Origin of the sequence: Clostridium senegalense JC122 (assembly GCF_000285575.1) — a bacterium.
Classification (GTDB): Bacteria; Bacillota; Clostridia; order Clostridiales; family Clostridiaceae; genus Clostridium_J; species Clostridium_J senegalense.
Genome location: NZ_HE611054.1, coordinates 155984 through 177078, shown reverse-complemented (window position 1 = coordinate 177078; position 21095 = coordinate 155984). Strand labels below are relative to the sequence as shown.

General features: G+C 27.5%; 23 protein-coding genes. 15 read left to right on the top strand and 8 right to left on the bottom strand.

Features of this window, described 5'->3' with window-relative positions; all coding sequences use genetic code 11:
• The first annotated feature begins 194 nt into the window (after window positions 1-194).
• The 5 genes from CSGHG_RS16850 to arcC all read left to right on the top strand — a co-directional run bounded on the left by CSGHG_RS16850 (window position 195) and on the right by arcC (window position 7300).
• Window positions 195-1796 carry a Na/Pi cotransporter family protein gene (locus tag CSGHG_RS16850; protein ID WP_010298041.1) on the top strand — a complete coding sequence of 534 codons (1602 nt, stop codon included), beginning with the start codon at window positions 195-197 and terminating at the stop codon, window positions 1794-1796.
• Between the two features lie 236 nt (window positions 1797-2032).
• Window positions 2033-3259 (top strand): arginine deiminase, encoded by a 1227-nt coding sequence (arcA, locus tag CSGHG_RS16845; RefSeq protein WP_010298038.1) that lies wholly within the window; start codon window positions 2033-2035, stop codon window positions 3257-3259.
• Window positions 3260-3298: 39 nt separating this feature from the next.
• Window positions 3299-4297: an ornithine carbamoyltransferase gene (gene argF / locus CSGHG_RS16840; protein ID WP_010298035.1), complete on the top strand. Its 999-nt coding sequence runs from the start codon at window positions 3299-3301 to the stop codon at window positions 4295-4297.
• A 614-nt stretch (window positions 4298-4911) separates the two neighbouring features.
• Window positions 4912-6318, top strand: a complete 1407-nt coding sequence (locus tag CSGHG_RS16835) for a basic amino acid/polyamine antiporter (RefSeq protein WP_010298033.1) — start codon at window positions 4912-4914, stop codon at window positions 6316-6318.
• Window positions 6319-6349: 31 nt separating this feature from the next.
• Window positions 6350-7300 (top strand): carbamate kinase, encoded by a 951-nt coding sequence (arcC, locus tag CSGHG_RS16830; RefSeq protein WP_010298030.1) that lies wholly within the window; start codon window positions 6350-6352, stop codon window positions 7298-7300.
• 116 nt (window positions 7301-7416) lie between these two features.
• On the opposite strand, the gene CSGHG_RS23970 is transcribed toward arcC, so the two are convergent.
• Entirely contained in the window at window positions 7417-7605 is a 189-nt protein-coding gene (locus tag CSGHG_RS23970) for a hypothetical protein (RefSeq protein WP_010298028.1), read from the bottom strand.
• A 148-nt stretch (window positions 7606-7753) separates the two neighbouring features.
• Between CSGHG_RS23970 and CSGHG_RS16820 the strand changes: the two genes are divergently transcribed.
• The 5 genes from CSGHG_RS16820 (at window position 7754) to CSGHG_RS16800 (ending at window position 11944) form a co-directional block, all read left to right on the top strand.
• Complete coding sequence (locus tag CSGHG_RS16820; protein ID WP_010298024.1) at window positions 7754-8395, top strand: response regulator transcription factor; 642 nt, start codon at window positions 7754-7756, stop codon at window positions 8393-8395.
• A 49-nt stretch (window positions 8396-8444) separates the two neighbouring features.
• Window positions 8445-9758, top strand: a complete 1314-nt coding sequence (locus CSGHG_RS16815) for a sensor histidine kinase (protein WP_010298021.1) — start codon at window positions 8445-8447, stop codon at window positions 9756-9758.
• Between the two features lie 158 nt (window positions 9759-9916).
• Window positions 9917-10330 carry a PNPOx family protein gene (locus CSGHG_RS16810; RefSeq protein ID WP_010298018.1) on the top strand — a complete coding sequence of 138 codons (414 nt, stop codon included), beginning with the start codon at window positions 9917-9919 and terminating at the stop codon, window positions 10328-10330.
• Window positions 10331-10484: 154 nt separating this feature from the next.
• A complete protein-coding gene (locus CSGHG_RS16805) occupies window positions 10485-11312 on the top strand; it encodes a metallophosphoesterase (RefSeq protein ID WP_010298014.1) in 828 nt (275 codons plus the stop codon).
• A gap of 170 nt (window positions 11313-11482) precedes the next feature.
• Complete coding sequence (locus CSGHG_RS16800; RefSeq protein ID WP_010298011.1) at window positions 11483-11944, top strand: hypothetical protein; 462 nt, start codon at window positions 11483-11485, stop codon at window positions 11942-11944.
• A 56-nt stretch (window positions 11945-12000) separates the two neighbouring features.
• On the opposite strand, the gene CSGHG_RS16795 is transcribed toward CSGHG_RS16800, so the two are convergent.
• The 7 genes from CSGHG_RS16795 to CSGHG_RS16765 are packed head-to-tail and all read right to left on the bottom strand — an operon-like array spanning window position 12001 to window position 17777.
• On the bottom strand, window positions 12001-12873 hold the full coding sequence (locus CSGHG_RS16795; RefSeq protein WP_010298008.1) for a nucleoside hydrolase: 873 nt from the start codon (window positions 12871-12873) through the stop codon (window positions 12001-12003).
• A gap of 20 nt (window positions 12874-12893) precedes the next feature.
• Complete coding sequence (locus CSGHG_RS16790) at window positions 12894-13583, bottom strand: TVP38/TMEM64 family protein (protein ID WP_010298006.1); 690 nt, start codon at window positions 13581-13583, stop codon at window positions 12894-12896.
• 27 nt (window positions 13584-13610) lie between these two features.
• Window positions 13611-14273: a TVP38/TMEM64 family protein gene (locus tag CSGHG_RS16785; protein WP_010298004.1), complete on the bottom strand. Its 663-nt coding sequence runs from the start codon at window positions 14271-14273 to the stop codon at window positions 13611-13613.
• Window positions 14260-15408 carry a heterodisulfide reductase-related iron-sulfur binding cluster gene (locus CSGHG_RS16780; protein WP_010297998.1) on the bottom strand — a complete coding sequence of 383 codons (1149 nt, stop codon included), beginning with the start codon at window positions 15406-15408 and terminating at the stop codon, window positions 14260-14262. Before CSGHG_RS16780 ends, CSGHG_RS16785 begins: the two co-directional genes overlap by 14 nt.
• Window positions 15392-16075 carry a TIGR04282 family arsenosugar biosynthesis glycosyltransferase gene (locus CSGHG_RS21250; protein ID WP_010297997.1) on the bottom strand — a complete coding sequence of 228 codons (684 nt, stop codon included), beginning with the start codon at window positions 16073-16075 and terminating at the stop codon, window positions 15392-15394. The genes CSGHG_RS16780 and CSGHG_RS21250 overlap by 17 nt, the downstream gene beginning before the upstream one ends.
• Window positions 16076-16095: 20 nt before the next feature.
• Window positions 16096-17097, bottom strand: coding sequence for a phosphotransferase (locus tag CSGHG_RS16770; protein WP_010297994.1), 1002 nt, complete (start codon window positions 17095-17097; stop codon window positions 16096-16098).
• A gap of 5 nt (window positions 17098-17102) precedes the next feature.
• Window positions 17103-17777, bottom strand: a complete 675-nt coding sequence (locus tag CSGHG_RS16765) for a TIGR04283 family arsenosugar biosynthesis glycosyltransferase (protein ID WP_010297993.1) — start codon at window positions 17775-17777, stop codon at window positions 17103-17105.
• Between the two features lie 646 nt (window positions 17778-18423).
• On the opposite strand from CSGHG_RS16765, the gene CSGHG_RS16760 reads away from it, so the two are divergent.
• The 5 genes from CSGHG_RS16760 (at window position 18424) to CSGHG_RS16740 (ending at window position 21023) form a co-directional block, all read left to right on the top strand.
• Window positions 18424-19383 (top strand): sulfurtransferase, encoded by a 960-nt coding sequence (locus CSGHG_RS16760; protein ID WP_010297990.1) that lies wholly within the window; start codon window positions 18424-18426, stop codon window positions 19381-19383.
• 129 nt (window positions 19384-19512) lie between these two features.
• Window positions 19513-19953 (top strand): GNAT family N-acetyltransferase, encoded by a 441-nt coding sequence (locus CSGHG_RS16755; RefSeq protein WP_010297987.1) that lies wholly within the window; start codon window positions 19513-19515, stop codon window positions 19951-19953.
• Between the two features lie 177 nt (window positions 19954-20130).
• A complete protein-coding gene (locus CSGHG_RS16750) occupies window positions 20131-20334 on the top strand; it encodes a helix-turn-helix transcriptional regulator (RefSeq protein WP_010297983.1) in 204 nt (67 codons plus the stop codon).
• A gap of 4 nt (window positions 20335-20338) precedes the next feature.
• Window positions 20339-20785 (top strand): hypothetical protein, encoded by a 447-nt coding sequence (locus tag CSGHG_RS16745; protein WP_010297981.1) that lies wholly within the window; start codon window positions 20339-20341, stop codon window positions 20783-20785.
• Between the two features lie 28 nt (window positions 20786-20813).
• Window positions 20814-21023, top strand: coding sequence for a hypothetical protein (locus CSGHG_RS16740; RefSeq protein WP_010297978.1), 210 nt, complete (start codon window positions 20814-20816; stop codon window positions 21021-21023).
• Window positions 21024-21095 lie beyond the last annotated feature (72 nt).

Below are 21095 nucleotides of genomic sequence, written 5' to 3'. Positions count from 1 at the left end.
CTGTTAACTATTCACTATTAACTTTTAACTAAAGAACCCCACAACTATTCACTTTTAACTCTTAACTAGAAAGATCCCATTTGTAATGGATAGGTTAAAAATAAGTTAAATTTTGGTTAAGATTCAAAATTTGGTTATTATATATAATAGAATGATTGTGTGTAGCATTTTATGGTTTAAAAGGAGAGATAAAATTGGATATTTTTACTATGGTTATTCAATTAATTGGTGGTTTAGGTTTATTCTTATTTGGTATGAAACTTATGAGCGATGGGCTGGAAAATGCAGCTGGAGAGAAGCTAAAAGGCATACTAGAAAAGGTCACTAGTAACAAGTACATAGGTGTTCTTGTTGGTGCCATTACAACGGCAGTTATTCAAAGTTCTTCTGCCACAACAGTAATGGTAGTTAGCTTTGTAAATGCAGGACTTATGACATTAATGCAAGCTATAGGCGTTATAATGGGTGCCAATATAGGAACTACAATTACAGCACAGATGGTTTCTTTTAAATTAGATGCAATAGCACCATTATTTATTGGTATAGGTGCAGTTATTATATTGACAGCTAAGAAAAAAAGAACAAAAGACATAGCATATATAACATTAGGATTTGGTATATTATTTTTAGGGATGGGTATGATGTCAGAATCCATGGAACCATTAGCACAATCAGATGCTTTTAAAAATATTATACATGTTATAGGAAATAATAGAATTTTAGGGGTTTTTGCAGGATTATTAATGACAGCAATAGTTCAAAGTTCTTCTGCTACAACAGGAATTTTAGTAGCATTGGCAACAACAGGAAGCATAGATATGAATGTAGCGCTGCCAATAATTTTTGGATGTAATATTGGAACTTGTGTTACTGCTCTTTTAGCATCTATTGGTTCTAGTAAAACAGCAAAAAAGGCTGCCTTATTACACGTTTTGTTTAATGTTATTGGAGTAATCGTATTTTTACCATTTATGGGTATATTGGTAAATTTAGTAGAAGATATAAGCCCTTCAAGTGTAGCAAGACAAGTAGCAAATGCTCATACTATATTTAATATCGCAGTAACAATAATACTGTTACCTTTAGCGAAATTTTTAGTTGATTTAGTTAATAAGATAGTGCCAGGCGATGATGAAATTAGTAAAATAGGGCCTATATATTTAGATAAAAAATTGTTAGATACTCCTATTGTGGCTGTAGGTCAGGCGCTTAAAGAAACAATAAGAATGGGAGATATAGCAAAAGAAAATGTCACTTTAGCTATGAGAGCTTTTTTAGATAATGATGAGGAATGTATAGAAAAGGTTTATGCAAATGAAGCTATAATTAATGAATTAGATAAGGAAATAACAGATTATTTAGTTTTAATATCTGGACATGATTTAGCAAGTGAAGATAGTAAAATATTAAGTTCAACATTTCATGTAATCAATGATATTGAAAGAATTGGAGATCATGCAGAGAATATAGCGGAACTTGCACTAGAAAAAAGTAGAATGAATATAGAAATAAAAGGTGAAGCTAGAAATGAAGTAGAGGGCATGTATAGTAAAACCCTTGAATCACTTATGTTAGCACTAGAATGTTATAGCACAAAAAATAGTGAAAAAGCAAAAAATATAAAAGAAATTGAAGATAGTATAGATAAGTATAAGAAGGATATTAGAGAAAATAATATACAAAGATTAAATAAAAGGATATGTAAAGCTAATGGTAGTGCTGTATTTTTAGATTTAATAAGTAATTTAGAAAGAATAGGTGATCATTCTACTAATATAGCAGAAAGAGCAATGTAAAAAACTTCATTAAAGTGCATTAAAGTGGATTATAATATCTGCTTTAATGCACTTTTTCTATTTTAAAATATGTACATATTAAATCACACCATAAATGAGTATATTTTAGTGAACATTAAATAATACTACATTATGTATAGATTAAATAATGAATTAAAGTTAATGATTGTAGTAAAAAATTATAAATATCATTAACTACAAAATTAAGCTAAATAATAAAACAAGGAGGGAAAAGTATGGATAACTTTATAAATGTTACATCTGAAATTGGAAAACTTAATAAAGTAATGTTACATAGGCCAGGAAAAGAAATAGAAAATTTAGTTCCTGAGTATTTAGAAAGATTGCTTTTTGATGATATTCCATATTTAGAAGTAGCTCAGAATGAACATGATAGATTTGCTGAAATATTAACTGAAAATGGTGTGGAAGTATTATATTTAGAAAATTTAGCAGCAGAAGCCTTAGAAGATAAAAACGTAAAGGATGAGTTTTTAAATCAGTTTTTAAAAGAAAGCCATATTAATAACATCGATATATATCAAGCGTTATATGAAGACTTAATGTCTAAAACAACTAAAGAGATGGTTGATACTCTTATGGCTGGAGTAAGAAAAGAAGATATAGAAATAAAAACAAGACGTTCCTTAAGAGAATTAATGGAAGATAAATATCCATTTTACTTAGATCCTATGCCAAATTTATATTTTACAAGGGATCCAGCTGCATCAGTAGGAAACGGTATTATAATTAATACAATGAAAACTTCAGCAAGAAGAAGAGAAACTTTATTTATGAAATATATTCATAAATATCATAAAAATTTTAAGGTATCTGAGATTCCATTATGGTATGATAGGGGCTTTAGTTGTAGTGCAGAAGGTGGAGATGAATTAGTATTATCAGATAAAATCATTGCTATAGGTTGCAGTGAGAGAACTTCACCAGAAGCAATTGAAGTCATAGCAAAAAACTTATTCGATAATAATACTTCATTCGAAAAAGTACTTGTTTTTGAAATACCATCACGTAGAGCATTTATGCATCTTGATACAGTGTTTACTATGGTGGACTACGATAAATTCACAATACACCCAGGTATTGAAGGACCACTAAATGTTTTTGAAATTACAAAAGGAAAAAATGGAAGATTAGACATAACTCATAATAAAAACACATTAGATAACATATTAAAAACTGCACTAAATTTACCAGCAGTAGATTTAATCAGATGTGGAAATGGTGATGAAATAGTATCTGCAAGAGAACAATGGAACGATGGTTCTAACACTTTAGCAATATCTCCAGGTAAAGTTATAACTTATGAAAGAAACTATGTAACAAATGAACTTTTAACAAAACGTGGAGTTGATGTTATAACAATGCCAAGTGCAGAGCTTTCAAGAGGTAGAGGCGGCCCAAGATGTATGAGTATGCCTTTAAATAGAGATAACTTAGTGTAAATCATACTTAATATATGAAAGAAATTAGGAGGAAAAAATATGTTTAACTTAAGAAATAGACACTTTTTAACTTTAATGGATTTTACACCTAAAGAAATAAAATATTTTCTTGAATTATCAAGAGACCTTAAAAAAGCAAAATATACAGGAACAGAAGAGCAAAAATTAAAAGGAAAAAATATAGTATTATTATTTGAAAAAGATTCAACAAGAACAAGATGTGCATTTGAAGTTGCAGCACATGATCAAGGTGCACATGTTACTTATTTAGGACCAACTGGAAGCCAAATGGGTAAAAAGGAATCAATAGCTGATACAGCAAGAGTATTAGGAAGAATGTATGATGGTATTGAATATAGAGGGTTTGGTCAAGAAATAGTTGAAGATTTAGCTAAATATTCAGGAGTACCAGTTTGGAATGGATTAACTAATGAAGATCACCCAACTCAAATTTTAGCAGACTTTTTAACAATAACTGAGCATTTTGATAAACCATTAAATAAAGTTATATTTGTTTATAGTGGAGACGGAAGAAATAATATGGCAAATGCTTTAATGATTGGTGCAGCTAAGATGGGTATGGATTTTAGAATTCTATCTCCAAAAAGCTTATTCCCAGAAGAAGATTTAGTATCTAAATGTGAAGAAATTGCAAAAGAAACTGGCGGAAAAATTACTATAACAGATAATGTTGATGAAGGCGTTAAAGATGCAGATGTTATATATACTGACGTTTGGGTATCTATGGGTGAAGCACCTGAAGTTTGGGGTGAGAGAATAAAATTATTAAAACCATATCAAGTAAATATGGAAATGTTAAATAAAACAGGTAATGAAAACGTTAAGTTTATGCACTGTTTACCAGCATTCCATGATTTAAGAACTACTGTAGGAAAAGATATCAATGAAAAATTTGGATTAGAATCTATGGAAGTTACAGACGAAGTTTTTGAAAGCAAACATTCAATAGTATTTGATGAAGCTGAAAATAGAATGCATACTATCAAAGCTGTAATGGTTGCTACATTAGGACAATAAATTAAGGTAGGGATACAATTTGAACTTTAAAATTATGAAAGAAATTTAATGATAAAAAAGAGAATAAATATAACTTTAAACCGTTATTCAGTTAGTTATTTCAAGAAACTCTAATAATCTTTTTGAAAATTTTTAGGACTAAACGGCTGAATCGACGTCCTGTCTAGGCAGTCGCGAAACCCGTCCTTGGGTTTCGGTCCTAAAAATGTTAAAAAACATCATAAGAGTTTCTAAGCCAAAACTAAAAATCATAACTAACTTAAATTTATACATCAAATTTTTGTTATCAGTTGAGAAAAATAAGCACAAATATAGTTAGTTAAGAATTTAGGATGAAAGTGGCAACCACTTTCTGAAAATGATTTTAAAAGATCTATCAATATAATTTGCTTTACAAATTTATAAAAAGATACGTTGAGAATTACTAGGAACGAAGTGAGTAGTAATAACCACAATTGTTCACTATTAACTCTTAACTCTTAACTAAAATAATCTGTTAGTTATTGATAAAATATTAATTTGAGTTTTATCATTTTATATATTCATAAATTAAACCTTAAAATTGTGTCCCTATAATTAAAAAATAATAAAACTAAAGAAAAGGAGCAAAACAAATGGATGGTGATAAAAAGTTAGGATTATCGTTATTAGTTGCTCTTGGAGTAGGCTCAATGATTGGTGGAGGAATATTTAACAGCCCTACTGATCTTATTAGTAATACAAATCCACAAGCAGTGTTATTATCTTGGATTATTGGTGGTATTGGAGTTATATTTTTAGCATTAGTATTTCAATTACTTGCAAATAAAAGACCGAAGCTTATAGGAGGAATTTTTACTTATGCCAAAGAGGGTTTTGGTGACTTTACAGGATTTAATTCAGCTTGGGGATATTGGTTAAGTGCATGGCTTGGAAATGTTGCTTTTTTTATCCTTATGATTAAAACTTTAAATAGTTTAATTGGTGGAATAAGGCCTATAATGTCATTTTTAATAGCATCTTTAATACTTTGGATAGTTCATTGGATTCAATTAAAAGGAACTAAAAGTGCAGGTATAATAAATGCAATAGCAACAGTTGCAAAAATAATTCCATTATTATTAGTAATTATATTAGGATTTACAGTATTTGATTTAAATATATTCAACGTAGCAAATTGGAGAAACATACTTGTTGCAACAGGAGAACCTACAAATTTATTTAAGCAAGTTAACAGCGCAATGGGTATTATTTTATGGTGCTTTATTGGAGTGGAAGCAGCTACAGTATTATCAGAAAAGGCTGAGTCATCAAAAATTGTTGGAGCTGCAACAGTTTTAAGTTTAATTATAACATTAGCCTTATATATGCTTGTTTCTGTGGTATCAATGGGTGCAGTTCCAGGAAAGGTACTTTTAAATTCACAAACACCACTTGCCGATGTACTAGGAAGAACGGTAATAGGTAGGTCAGGACCATTAATAGTTAAAGTAGGACTAATTATTTCATTATTAGGTTGTTTAATTAGTTGGGTAATGCTTGCAGCAGAAATTCCTTATGTTGCTGCAAAAGGTGGAACAATGCCAAAATGGTTTATGAAACAAAATGAAAATGGAGTACCATCAAATTCACTATTAGTAACAGATATATTAACTCAAATCTTTTTATTATCTTTGCTTTTACCAGCACTTCAAGCAGCATATAACAATATATTTTTAATTGCTACTACTTGTATATTAATTCCATATTTATTTTCAAGCTTATATGCTATCAAGGTATCAAGAGAAGATAAATTAGGATTTAAAGATATGTTTATATCAATAATGGCATCAATTTATTCTGTATATGTAATTTTTGCAGTAGGATTGCAGTACTTAGGTGCAGCATTAATAATGTATGCCTTAGGAGTAGGAATTTATACAAAAGCTAAGAAAGAAAAAAATGAAGAAATTACTTCAAAAGAAAAAGTGGCAATGACAGTAATAATAGTATTAGCAATAATTATGGTAGTAATGATTGGAACAGGAAAAATAAAATTGTAGAAGAGTATTTACAAAGAAAGGAGAATTATAAATGGCAAGAATAGTAATAGCACTTGGAGGGAATGCACTTCAAGCTAATCCAAAAGATACTACAGCAGAGGCGCAACTAATAACAGCAAAAGAAACTTCACAAGCCATTGTAGATTTAATCCAGGAAGGACATGAGGTAATCGTAGCACACGGTAATGGTCCTCAGGTAGGTCAAATTGTAGCTACTTATGAACTTGCAGCATCTGTAAATGAAAATAATCCGATAATGCCGTTCCCAGAATGTGGAGCCATGAGTCAAGGATATATCGGATATCATCTTCAACAAGCTATAAGAGAAGAACTTAAAAATAGAGGTTCAAATAAAGAAGTTGCAACAGTTATAACTCAAGTTATAGTAGATAAAAATGATGAAGGATTTAAAAATCCAACAAAACCAGTAGGTTCATTTTTTACAGAAGAACAAGCAAAGAAGTTAATGGAAGAAAAAGGATATACAATGAAGGAAGACTCTAATAGAGGATGGAGAAGAGTAGTTCCGTCACCTATGCCAGTATCTGTAGTAGAGGAACCTATTATTAAAACCTTAGTAGATGCAGGTCACGTTGTTATAACTGTTGGTGGTGGTGGTATACCAGTGATAGATAAGGGAAACGGACAACTTGAAGGTGTGCCAGCAGTAATTGATAAGGATTTTGCATCCTGTAAAATAGCACAGTTATTAAATGCAGATACATTCATCGTACTAACAGCTGTTGAACAGGTAGCTATTAACTTTGGAAAGCCAGACCAAAAGAACCTTTCAAAATTAACATTAGGTGAGGCAGAAAAATATATAAAAGAAGGACATTTTGCACCAGGTTCAATGCTTCCTAAAGTAAAAGCTGCTATGGGATTTGTAGAATCAAAGGAAGGTAGAACTGCTATTATAACTTCTCTTGAAAAAGCAAAAGAAGCTATTAATGGATTAACAGGAACAACAATAGTAAAATAAATTGCATAGTACATAAATAAAAGTATAGTTGCTTTAAATTTAATAAGTAGCTATACTTTTAGTATTTTAATTAATAGTTTTTTTAGTTAAAAGCTTACTTTAGTTAAGAGTTAATACTAAACATATTTTTTAGGACCGGCTTTGATTACTTTAAATTTTATTGATAACCTTATGGTTTCAATGAAATTTAACTTATGGAAAATATATTTTGTTACGCCTGTCCTTCTTGTTATGGAGATAAACTTAGATAATAATTTTTTTAAAACTTTTCTTCTAAGCTTAAGTTTTACTCCTTTAAATTTCAAAGAAAGTGGTTGTCACTTTCATCCTAAACTGTTAACTGTTAACTCTTAATTATTAACTAAATATGATATTGTATCTCTATGTAGTGAAGTAGGTTTTCATTTTAAATTATTTAAGAAACGTATGTAAAAGTGAAGGGAGGAGAAAATTTTGAGAGTATTAATAGCTGATGATGAGAAAGATATGGTAAAAATTTTAGACGCATATTTTAAGAAAGAAGGTTTTGAAACCATCTTGGCATATGATGGAGAGTCTGCTTTACAATTACTTTCATCTAATAAAGTGGATTTAGCTATACTAGATTGGATGATGCCACAAGTTAATGGAATAGAAGTATGTAAATATATAAAGGAAAATAGTGATACTAAAGTTTTAATGTTAACAGCAAAGGTTCAAAATGAAGATGAAATAGAAGCTTTAAGTTGTGGAGCAGATGAATACATAAAAAAACCTTTTGATCCAAGGATATTAATTATAAGAGCTAAAAAATTATTAGATTTTAGTGAAGGGGTTAAATTTAAAGATTTAGAAATAAATTTAAAATCAAAAAAAGTTTATAAGAATGATGAACATTTAAATCTAACAAAAATTGAATTTGAACTTTTAGTATGTTTAATGAGAAATAAAGGAATAATTTTATCAAGAGAGAAACTTTTAGATTTAGTTTGGGGAATTGATTATGAAGGGGACTATAGAACTGTAGACACTCATATACGTAGATTGAGATCAAAGGTAGGCGATGAGATAGTAAAAACTTATAGAGGATTAGGCTACAGTTTGGAGGAGGATTAAAATTAAAATAAACAAAAAACTTTCAATTGGAATATCTCTAATATTATTTTTGGTAACTATAGCGTCCATATTAATTAACAATTTTTTTATTGGTAAATACTATATTCATGAAAAAAGAAAAATATTAGATAAAGTAGAAAATGAAATAAGTAGTAGTTATGTTATAAAAGCAGATGAGATTCAGTATATTGAAGAAGATAACAATGTTACTATTGCATATTCCTCATTAGATAGAGATATTGAAGACATTAACGGGAATATATTATCACAGTTCGAAAGCAAAGGCATAAAGTTAAATAAATTTTGGGTTACAAAAGATACACTGGACCAGTTAAGCGAAGGAAGTATAAACAAAATATATTATCAAGGTAAGGTAAAATATAAGTTTTTATCAAAATTTATATTGCATAATGATTATGTATTTGCAATAGGAATTTCACTACCTTATTTAGATGAAACGGTAAATATGGTAAATAAATTTAATACATATTTGATGATGTTTTTATTAATTATAACTATAATATTAGCTATTATTTTTTCAAAGCATATAACAAGACCATTAGAAAAATTAAAACTCTTATCAAAAGATATAGCTAATTTAAATTTTAGAACAGAAAAAATAGAAACTAATGATGAAATCGGAGAACTTGCAACAAGTATAAATTCTATGAGTGTAAGTCTAGAAAAAGCACATAAGGATATAAATTCTCAAAATGAAAGACTTAAAGCATTAGTTTCTGATATATCCCATGAATTAAAAACGCCATTATCTTTAATTAATGTCTATGCACAAGGGATAGAAGACGGACTTGATGATGGAACTTATTTAGAAACAATTAAAAAACAAACAGAAAACATGAGTATGTTAATAGATAGACTTCTATATTGGGCAAAACTTCAAAAAAAACCTATTAATAAATCTAAATTTTCATTAAAAGATAGCGTTGTTGATATTATTAAAAAGTATAAATTGATAATAGAAGAAAACAACATTGAGTTAATATTGAATGTTAAAGAAAAAGAGAAATATTATATATATGCAGATGAAGAACAGATAGATATAGTACTAAACAATTTAGTAACCAATGCTATAAAATACACTAATAACAAGAAGATAGAGATTAGTTTAATAAAAAGTAAAGATGATATAAAAATAACCATTAAAAATGGAATAAGAAATCATAGTAGCAATGACATAGAAAGCATTTGGAAACCTTTTTACGTTCTTGAAAAGTCTAGAAACAAAGACTTGTCCGGTACAGGATTAGGTTTATCAATTGTAAAAGATATATTAGAGAATCATAATTTAAAATTTGGGTTTGAAACAAGTGATGGTAGTATAGAATTTTATATAATATTTTAAAGAGAAGCTTTAATTACTAATGACTAAATGGAGTAATTAAAGCTTTTTACAATAATTAACATAAATTAAATTATATAGTATAATATTATAAAATATACTTAAGTGTGTAATGGCAGAAGCGAAAGTGAAATTATATATTTTATTAAGGGGGTATTAAGTTGGTTTCTGATTTAAAAGACAAAAAAATAGTACGAACTTGGATAATAGTATTAGTGTTAATTGCAATTTTAGGTTTAATCTTATTTACGGTTTTTGGCACGGGAAAAATGTCTGAGAGTATTACAGGTAATGTGAAAATTGTAGAAAAGGAAGATATAACAGCTATAGAAGATGCAAAAAAATCAAGAAATTCTTATGCTTATAAATTAGACAAAGATGGATTGTTTTATATTGAAATGTTTAATCCTAAGATGGACTCTGATGAATATATAAGTGAAGGGACATTTGAAATAAGCAAAGAAAACTATGATAAATTAAATAAAGGAGAGTATTATTATTTTAAACTAATAATGAATGAGGAAACTAAAGAGGGAAAAGTAAAAGGAATTTATAATGAGAATCCTGTTCAATAATAGGGGTTAGGAGTATCTAATATTTAGATGCTCTTATTTTAGTTTTTAGTATTATTTTCAACCCATTGTTATATCCTTTCGTAACATTAGTGTAACAGTAAAAACTTATAGTAATAATAAATATTTATTTTAAAACTATTAGGAGGAAAATATTTTGAAAATAATAGGTAAGATAATAGGTGGTTTTACTATATTAAGTTTTATGTTGATAATATATGCTACGTACATAGAAAGAACTTTATTAACTGTGAAAAAAGAGGATATAGTTTTAAATGATAATTGGAAAACAGAGCTTAAAGTTGTTCAGTTTACAGATACTCAACTTGGGGAATTTTATGATTTAGATGAACTTGGACGAGCGGTAGAAAAAATTAATGGTGAAAATCCAGATATAGTGGTCTTTACTGGTGATTTAATAGATAATGCATCTCAATATGATAGTTTAGATAAAATAGCAACTGTACTAAGTAATATAGAGGCAAACTATGGAAAATATGCGGTATATGGAAATCATGATTATGGTGGAGGAGCAGTAAATTATTATGAAGACATTATGAATGAAGCAGGTTTTAAAGTACTTAAAAATGAAAATGATAGAGTTGAATTTGATAATTTTAACTTAAATATTTTAGGTGCAGATGATGCTTTAATAGGAAATTATAGCCCAGAAGATACGGTTATGAATATTAATAGTAAAGATGTTAATATACTACTATTACATGAGCCTGACCTTATAAAAGACTTTTTAGATTATCCAATTGATTTAACATTAAGTGGACATAGCCATGGTGGACAAGTATATATACCTTTTTATGGACCGTTAAAAAAGACTTATTTAGCAGAAACTTATACTAAAGGTATATATAAGTTTGATAATGAAAAAAATACAAAATTATATGTTAACAGTGGACTTGGAAATACAAAGTTTCCTTTTAGATTTTTTAATGTGCCACAAATTACAGTTTTTAATCTAAAAATATAGATAAAAGCAAAGTCATTTCAAAAAATATGGTATTGAAATGACTTTATTTTTATATAATTTTTTTAAATTTTAAGTAAAATTTTGCATGTTGACAGTATGAACAAAAAGATATAAAATAGTTCGCATAGGAACTAATTTAATTTTAATGTTCTAATTAGGAGATGACATTTATGAAAAATTTAGATAAATTAACACCAAGAGTAAGTAAAAAAATATTATTATTAATTGCTGGAATAGTTTGGGGTTTTGCAGGTTTTAGAGTATTAACTATAGGATTAAATGATGTAAAGATAAATAATGGTTATGGCATATTAAGTTTAATTATAGCAACTGTAATATTCTTTATGTTTTTTAAATTTATATTTAGTAAAATGTTAAAAAAACACACTAAAAGAATTATAAATAGTAGTTTAGAAAAGCATTGTGCATTTTCATTCTTTGATTTTAAAAGTTATATAATAATGGGATTCATGATTTCATTAGGTGTAGGTGTAAGAAGTATAGGTGTATTTAACCCTGTATATGTAGGAGATTTTTATATAGGATTAGGCTTTGCACTATTTATTTCAGGATTATTATTTTTAATAAACTCATTAAACTTTCAAAGAACTATAGAGAAATATAAAATTTAGTAATTAAATTAAAAACCACATCTTTAAAGTAAAAGATGTGGTTTTTTAGCTAATTTTTAATTATTTAAATTTGCATCAAGTTTAAGTAGTGATTCTATGAATGTTTCATTAAAAGTTTTAAGATCTAGTATGGAAGATGGCATATTTACTTTTTTACCATAGCTATCAAGTTTTAAACATCCTGTAGCAAGATCTGATGAATTACTATTTATAGTAACAATTTCATCTTTAAAAAGCTCTGGATTAGTTATATAAATAGCTGCAGCTACATCCCAGTTACAAAAACCATTAAATCCAGTTAAAGATTCATTAAGGTTACACCAAGGAAGTATTTTATCATAAATGTAATTAAGAACCTTATTAGGACTAGTTTTAATTTTTTCTAATTCACAAGGTCCAAACAATGCTTCCATAGTAGTGTGGCCATTAAGTATAGATATCTTAGATGAAGAGTTTATAACCTTACTAGATGCTTCAGGGTCACAAGAAAAGTTAAGTTCATTAACTTTATGACCTGATATAATTAAAGGTTTTGTAATTCCACCCATAAGAACAATTTCCTTTACATTATCAAAAAAACTATTGTCATAAAGATATGCACCATATATATTAGTTAATGCGCCAGTAGCCAGTACTATAATTTCTTTAGGATTACTCTTTACAGTATGGGCTAAAAACTTACTAGCATCACTAATTCTATTATTTTTGTCTTCACTACCTTTATAAATTGATATATTTAAATTTAAATCTTTAATTAGGCTTAAAGTAGTATCATAAACTACATCTAAAGAGTTATTTCCATAAGTTAAGGTAACCCCTTCAAGGTATATATCATCTTTACCTAAAAGATATAAAAGAGTTAGCCCATCATCTACATCACAATTAGGTACGCCCATAGTGTTATCACAATCAAAAATTATTCTTTTCATAAGTAGTCCTTTCAATCTATTTAAGTCAATTTTTTCTTAGCATTTTTATTAGAAGCAAATTTCTTTATAGCTAGTCCTAAAGCAACTAATGCTATTACACCAGTTATTATTCCAAGGAAAAACTTTGAACCTTGATCTATATTTTCGCCAAGCATTGAGTAGACTATTGTAGCAGGAAGTTGTCCAAGTCCAGTAGCCCAGAAAAAAGACCAAAGGCCCATGCTAGTAAGACCGGCAGCATAACTAACTACATCAAAAGATATAAATGGTAAAAGACGAGCTATTAATATTGCGTAGTTACCATATTCATCAAAAAAGTTATCTGTTTTATCAAGAAGTTTTGATGAAGCAAATTTTTCAGCAGCAGGTCTACCATAAATTCTAGTTATGTAAAAACACATTACTGCTCCAAGCATAGCACCAGTCCAAGAAATAAAAGCACCAAATGCCCAACCAAAAACATATGCGTTAGCAAAAGTAATAACAAAGGCAGGTAGAGGAGCTGCTATTGATTGGAACATCATAAGTAGTATAGACACTATTGGTCCCCATGCACCAAAGGAAATAATATATTCTTTCAATTCTACTATGTTAAGAGTAGCTAATAAAGTTACAACATAGTTTAAGTTTTCTCTAACTGTTGGTACTAAAAAATATATAAGTATTAAAATTACTAGTACCGATAATTTATAAATTGTAGATTTTTTCATGTGGTTACCCCCTTTATAAATTTATAATTAAGAGTTCTTAATTTCTTTTGATTTTTGAAGTTTATTTTTTAGTATAAAAGATATACCAAAAAGTAATATAAGCATAAATATTGCAAAGATAAATTCTGGTGATTTAAAATCTAAGGCTTTATCACCAAGATTTGAAAATACAACTACTCCTGGAATTATGCCTATAATTGTTGCGAGTAAAAAATTTTTAAATTTAATACCTGTAAGTCCAGCGCCATAACTTATTATATCGAAAGGGATTAAAGGTATAAGCCTTAAAATTAATACAGTAAAAAATTCTCTATGCCCTTTTGATAAAAAATTAAAGCTATGTTTATTTTTAGTTAATTTTAAAATTAAATCTTTACCAAAATAAGAGGCTATAAAAAATGCAAGGCTCCCTCCAAAAACAGCACCAATAATTGTGTATATACTACCTTTAACTACTCCAAAAGCCATGCCACCTGCAACAGCTAGTATTGCATCAGGAAAAAATGTAAGTGGAACAAAGGTAAATAAAATAATATAAATTATTGGTCCTAATTTCCCAAAGGATTCTATAAAGTCTTTTAACTGCTGCGGAGAAGCTTTTCTTAAAAATTCCGTATTAGTAAAAAGAAAGTAGCAAATTATTAAAAGTCCAATAAAGGAAATAATTTTAACATATTTATTTTTTTTCAAGATGTAAATCCTCCTTAACCAAGTCCTTTTTTATTTTATATCTATTTTTCCAACTGCTTAAAGCGGATATATTTACTTTTCTATCAACAAAAAGAGTATCTTCATCTTCAAAAATTAACTCTAAAATATGATAACTATTTTTGTCAGAGTTATTTATAGCAGAAAGACATCCACCACAATAAGTTATTACATCATCACTATTAAGTGAGTTTATGCAATTGTCTTTAGTTTTTTTAGATAATACTGGATTACTTAAATGAACAATACCACCTAAACCACAACAATTATTAGTAACATCTTTAGAATTTAGATTATATCCTAGACTTTCAACTACATACCTAATTCCATCACCAATTTCTTTGTAATCTAGTCCTTGGCAAGAATCTTTAATAGAGAAAGTTAAATTGGAGTCTAGGCCTTTTCCTATAGATTTTTTAGGAATACCTATTTCACTAAATAATGACCAAAGAGAAGTAATTTTTATATCTTTAGTTTCATCTTTTAGAACTCTAAAACAAGATTGACAAGCTGTTATTATTTCAATATCATCATTGTTAAACTTTTTTAAAGAGCTTATAAACTGAGAAAAACGTTTGTCAAACAAATCACGTTTGCCAAGGTCTTTAGTAGGTTTGTTACAACAATTTAGTATAAGTCCTACATCTCCTAATTTTTCTTTTAAATAGTTATAGGTTTTAAGTGAAAGATTAGGGCTATATCCATTTAAAGAACAACCAGGCATAAAAAACTTTTTAGTATTTTTCTTTCCATAAACTCCTTTAAAAATAGTGTTATTACTAAAGTTTTGGTGAAAATCCATAGCTTTATGACCTTTAATAGGTGTTTTACCGTTATTAGTAGTTGTTATTTCTTCTCTTAATAAAAAGAAAAGTTGTCCTAAATCTATGTCTTTAGGGCAAACTCGTTTGCAACAACTACATAAGCTACAATAGTAAGGAAGATTTATATCAATAGATGAATTTTCTAAATCATTTATAAAAGATTTAGGTGATTTTATATATTCTTGTAGAAAAGGACAAATATTTACGCACTTTTTACAATTAATGCAATCACTTTTATAGGTTTTAAATATAGAAGTGTTTATAGTTTTTTTAGATTTAAACTCTGTTTTCATAAATAATCCTTTCCTCAACTTTTAATTTTTCAACAAAGGATAATGCATTGCTATCTTTTGTTGCTGTTGATTTGAAATACAATAAATCTTCGAAGGTATCTATATCACTAATTTTTTCAACAATACCATAGTTTTTATTATTATTTTTTATTATCTGTAGTGTATTTTCAAATACATCAAAATTGCTCCAACGAATTGGACAAAGCAGAACATCATCAATAAAATTTTTACATCCAATTAAATAGTAGCCACCGTCGAAGGTTGGCCCAATAACAATATCTTTACTGTCTAATACTTTAAAAGCATTTTTTATTATTTCGCTATTTAAAGTAGGGATATCACAGCCAGTTAAAACTACTTTTTCATAACCTTTGTTAAGTAAAAACTTTATAGAGTTATTCATCTTTTCCCCAAGAGATTTACCTTTCTGTGGATAAAAATCAATAAAACTTGGAGCGATGTGGATTAAATTTTCAACATTACCATCGTTTAAATAAGTTAAATATATATCTGAGCAATCTTTTAATTCATAACTCATATTAAATAAATCTTTTAAAAAGGCAGTATGTAAGCTAGCACATTCATCACCACTTAAAAAAGGCATTAAACGTGTTTTAGTTTTCCCACTAAGAGGGATTCGAGACATTATTACATAAGCATTTTTCATTACAATTCCCCCTTAATTTGTTAATCTACTGAAAAATATGGTTTTAATAGTTTTGAAATAAAATCTATATCTAAATAGCTTTTAATTTTCAAGAAAATCTCTTCATTTTTTATAAGTTTATCTTCACTTTGATATTTTACAAAAGCCATAGCACACCAACTTAATGCTCTTAAATATAAATAAGGATTATAAATATTTATAGATTCTTTTATATTTTTATATTTAAATCCACTTTTATTACAGTATTCTTTTAAAAAGTCATCCTTATTAATATCACTTATAATGTAATTACTACGCCAAAGAGTAGTTGTATCAGCTAAAAATTGAGTTAAGTCTTGGCATGGATGTGACAAAACAGGTTTTTCCCAATCTATTAGATAGTTTTCGTCTCCAATTATAAAATTATGTGAATTAACTTCTGTATTATTTATAGATAAAATAGGATTTTCTATGAAATATTTTTCAAGATGCAAATTATCTTCACACCAGTTAATATATTTTTCAAAGAAATTTTTAATTTTTATGTCAGGGATATCACTTTTAAAAAAGCTTTCTAAAAGCCAATTTCCTTCTTTTATTCTGTCTTGTAGAATGTTAGTTTCTATTATAAATCCATGATTTTTAGGAACTTTAAGAGTATGTATTTTACTGAAAATATTTGAAGCTTTAATTAAGTCAGTAGAGTAGTTTAGGGGTTTACCTTTTAAAAACTCCATTATAAGTATTCCAAAAGGAAAGTTTTTTCTAGAACCATCTACATATATTGGTTTAGGTGTGACATTAGAACCTTCAAGAAGTTTTAATGCGTTAAATTCATATTCTATTTGGTTATCCAATCTTAATTGGCTAGCAGTATTAATTCTAAATACTAATTTTAAAGTTTTATCATATAAAATATAGTTAATGTTATATTCTCCTTGAGCTAGGAATTTAACTTTAAAGTTTTTGTCTAATCCAACTTTACTGTATAGATTATTAATATTTAAATAGTTTTTTATATCTAATGAAAAATCCGTAGTCATTAAAATCACCTTATATCTTTGTATATTTTAGATAGTTTATCTGGCGGAGTTCCTAATAAATATAATATTTTTATTTTATGCATTAAAATATGGGTTTTAAATTGGCCACCATTTATAAATCTTCGAGCTGAGGTACCTATTGGTGTTTTTAAAACTTTAGTTTTTCCTTCTCTTTTTAGCCTTGTAGAGAACTCCCAATCCTCCATAATAGGCATTTTTTTAAAACCTTCTAATTTGAAAAATACATCTTTTCTTATAAAAAGTCCTTGATCTCCAAAAATTAATTTTAGATATTTTGCTCTTAGATTTGAAGTATAGGAAATATATTTTAAAAATATGGTTTTAAAGTCATAAAAATAAAGTGAGAAACACCCACCTATAAAGTTTTCTTTAATTGTTCTTTCTATATGATTAAAGCTATAATCATCAATTATAGAATCACAGTGTAAAAACCATAAAATATCACCTTTTGCATTTTTTGCTCCAAAATTTAGTTGATTACATCGACCTCTAGGGGATGTTAAAACTTTTCCATATTTAGATGCTATAAGTGCAGTTTTATCATTACTACCACCATCTACTATAAGAATTTCTTTAGGATAATTTATGTTATTTAATTTTATAAGTAATTTTTCAATGTTTTTTTCTTCATTTAATGTTGGAATTATAACTGAAATCATAAAAAATCCTCCATACCTATTCTACCTGTATTATAGCATAGGGTATGTGATACTCTTATATTTAAAATACAAATAGAACATGAAGTTTCTATAGTTTAATTAAATAATACATAAAAATAATTGTGTTTTAAAATTATTGTTTGTAGAATTGAGGTGAATAAAGGTAAATAAAAATACGTAGGTTTTTAAGATGGATATTAAAATTAATTAGTATAAAGAAGATAAATATATATGCTAAAATCCTATGGAACTATTAGAGATATAGGGTTTCAAATTAAATTTTAAACTTATTCATTTATCAAATGAGAAAATTTAAATTAATATCTTATCAATAACTAACAGAGTATTTTAGTTAAGAGTTAATAGTGAACAGTTAATAGTTGTGGTGATTATTACTCACTATATTCCTAATAATACTAAACGTACTTTTTTAGTACCAGCTTTGATTGCTTTAGGTTTTATTTATATTTTCTCTTAACTGATAACAAAAATTTGATGTATAAATTTAAAATATTTTTGTGCAAAAGGTAGTGTTGAATTTCAAGTGATTTGGAGCATGTATCACTATTTTAGGTATCCAAGTTTTGGAATGGATAATTTGAAAATTCAACTTGGAACCATATAGTTATTAAGGGGGAATATAAAAATGTTAAGAAATAATAAAAAAATAGTCGCTTTATTATGTGCAGTAGTAATGGCATCATCTATATTTATAGGATGTTCATCTAATAATGAAGCTAAAAAAGATGGAAATAATGCAGCTCAAGAGCAAAAACAAGAAGACGATAAAAAAGAAACTGCAAAAAAATACATAAACGAAGACTATATAGTAGATGCAGATTGGTTAAAAGAAAATATTGATAGTAAAGATGTAGTTATTGTTGATTGTAGAGAATCTAAAGATTATAAAAAAGGTCATATAAAAAATGCAATTAATATAGTTTGGAAGGACTTATCTAATGACGAAAACAATGTTTTAGATGCAGAAGCACTTTCTAAAAAGCTATCAGAATTTGGTTTAGCAAAAGATAAAACAATAGTTCTTTATGGTGTTAAAGGTAGCTGGGGTGAAGACGGAAGAGTTCAATGGACTTTAAGATATGCAGGTTTAGAAAATGCTAAAATGCTAAACGGTGGATTTGATCTTTGGCAGTCTAAAGAATACGAAACTTCTAAAGAAGAAGTAAAACCTACTGCAGCAGAGGTTAAAGTTGATAGTTTTAAAGAAGATTTAAATATAACTACAGAACACTTAAAAGAAAATTTAGGAAAAGTTAAAATTATAGATACAAGAGAAAAGGATGAGTATGAAGGTGCTACAAAGTATGGTGAGGCTAGAGGAGGACATTTACCTGGAGCTATAAACATTAATTTTAACACTTTATACAATGAAGATGGAACATTAAAGTCACAAGATGAAATAGAAAAAATAATGACAGATAACGGAATAAGTAAAGAGGATGAAATAGTAACTTACTGTACATCTGGAATACGTTCAGGACATATGGCTATGGTATTAAGATTAGCAGGATACAATAATGCTAAAAATTATGATGCTTCATATGTAGCATGGGCAGGAACACCAGATTTAGAAGTGGAAAAATAATATTTAAATTAAATTTATAAGCATGAAACTTTAAAGTTTTATGCTTTTTTTAACTTTAGAAGAGTATACTTAAAGTATATAGGCATTAAAGTCTATAATAATATTGTGATTTGAAAGCGAGATGGAATTGTGAGTGTAAAAATTAAAGATGTAACACAAAAAAACTGGAGAGAAGTTGAAAAACTTAGGGTAGGTGAGAATCAAAGGGAATTTATAGAGCCTAATAGTTACTCTTTAGCACAAAGTTGTTTTGAACCAGAATGGAAGTCAGTAGCCTTATATTGTGATAACTTATTAGTTGGATATGCCATGTATGGTATGGAAAAAACTATAGGTAATGTATGGATAGATAGATTTATGATAGATAAAGACTTTCAGGGAAAGGGTTATGGAAGTCAATGTATAAAGGCTCTTATAAACCATGTAAAAAATATATATAATTGCAATGAAATCAGACTAAGTACTCATTTAAATAATAAATTTGCACAAAAATTTTATGAAAAAATAGGTTTTAAAATAAATGGTGAGATAGATTCTAATGAACAAGTTATGATAATAAAGAATATATAGTTTAATTATGGAGCTATTACTAAACTAACTAAAGGTTAGAGGAGTAATAGCTCCTTTTATGTTTAAAATTTATTATATAAAAATGTAAAGTTGACTTGACATTAAATGCAAAGCAAACTATACTAAAAATGTAAAGTTAACTATACAATATTAAAATACATAAGGCGGTGTGAAAATATGAAAACTAGAATTTCACAGTTAAGAAAGGAGAGGAAAGTAACGCAAGAGGAGCTTGCGTTAGCTGTAGGTGTTACAAGGCAGACTATTACGTCTATTGAACGTGAAAAGTATACTGCATCTTTAGTTTTGGCGTATAAAATAGCTAAATATTTTGATTTAGCAATTGAAGAGGTTTTTGATTTTTCAGAGGTGGGGGATTAGTAAAATGGAGAGATATAATGAAGTATTAAGAAAGAAAATATTAATGTGCGTATTATTAATAGCTATAACTATACCAGTTATAATAACTTTAACAATGATAAATGCTAAAATACCAAGTAATCATTCAACAGATTTTATTAAAGGTGTTCAATTTGGTATGTTTTTTGGATTAGAAACATTACTTATAATGAATATTATAAAATTTAGAGGTGCTCTTAATAATAAGGAAAAACTTAAATTGTTATATATAAAAGAAAATGATGAACGTGAAAAGTTAATTTTATTAAAGAGCAGTTTAATGGCAATAAATATAATAACAGTTATATTAGCTTTGGGAATTATTGTATCTGGTTTTTATAATGAAATTGTATTTTTTACCTTAATAATGACCTTATTCATTGTAGGGGTAGTAAGGGTTGGTTTAAAGATTTATTACAATAAAAAATATTAAATAATTAATCATGTAAGGGGTAGATGTTATGAAAGAGTTAAATAATTACATAAGGTTTGGAATATTGTTTTATGGTATGTTTCTAATATTTAATTGTGTTAATATAATTCCTCAATTTATAAAAGGACTATGTGTAGGTATAGGATCTGCATTAATATTTTTAGGAATATATTCTGAAAAACATGATATGTCTAAACTTAAACAGTGTAAAAAAGAGTTGTTTAAAAAATTTGTATAATAGTAAGACAAAGTTTTAGATGTAAGTTCTAATTGAAATAGATATCTAAGGCCTATAGTAACAATTTATTTT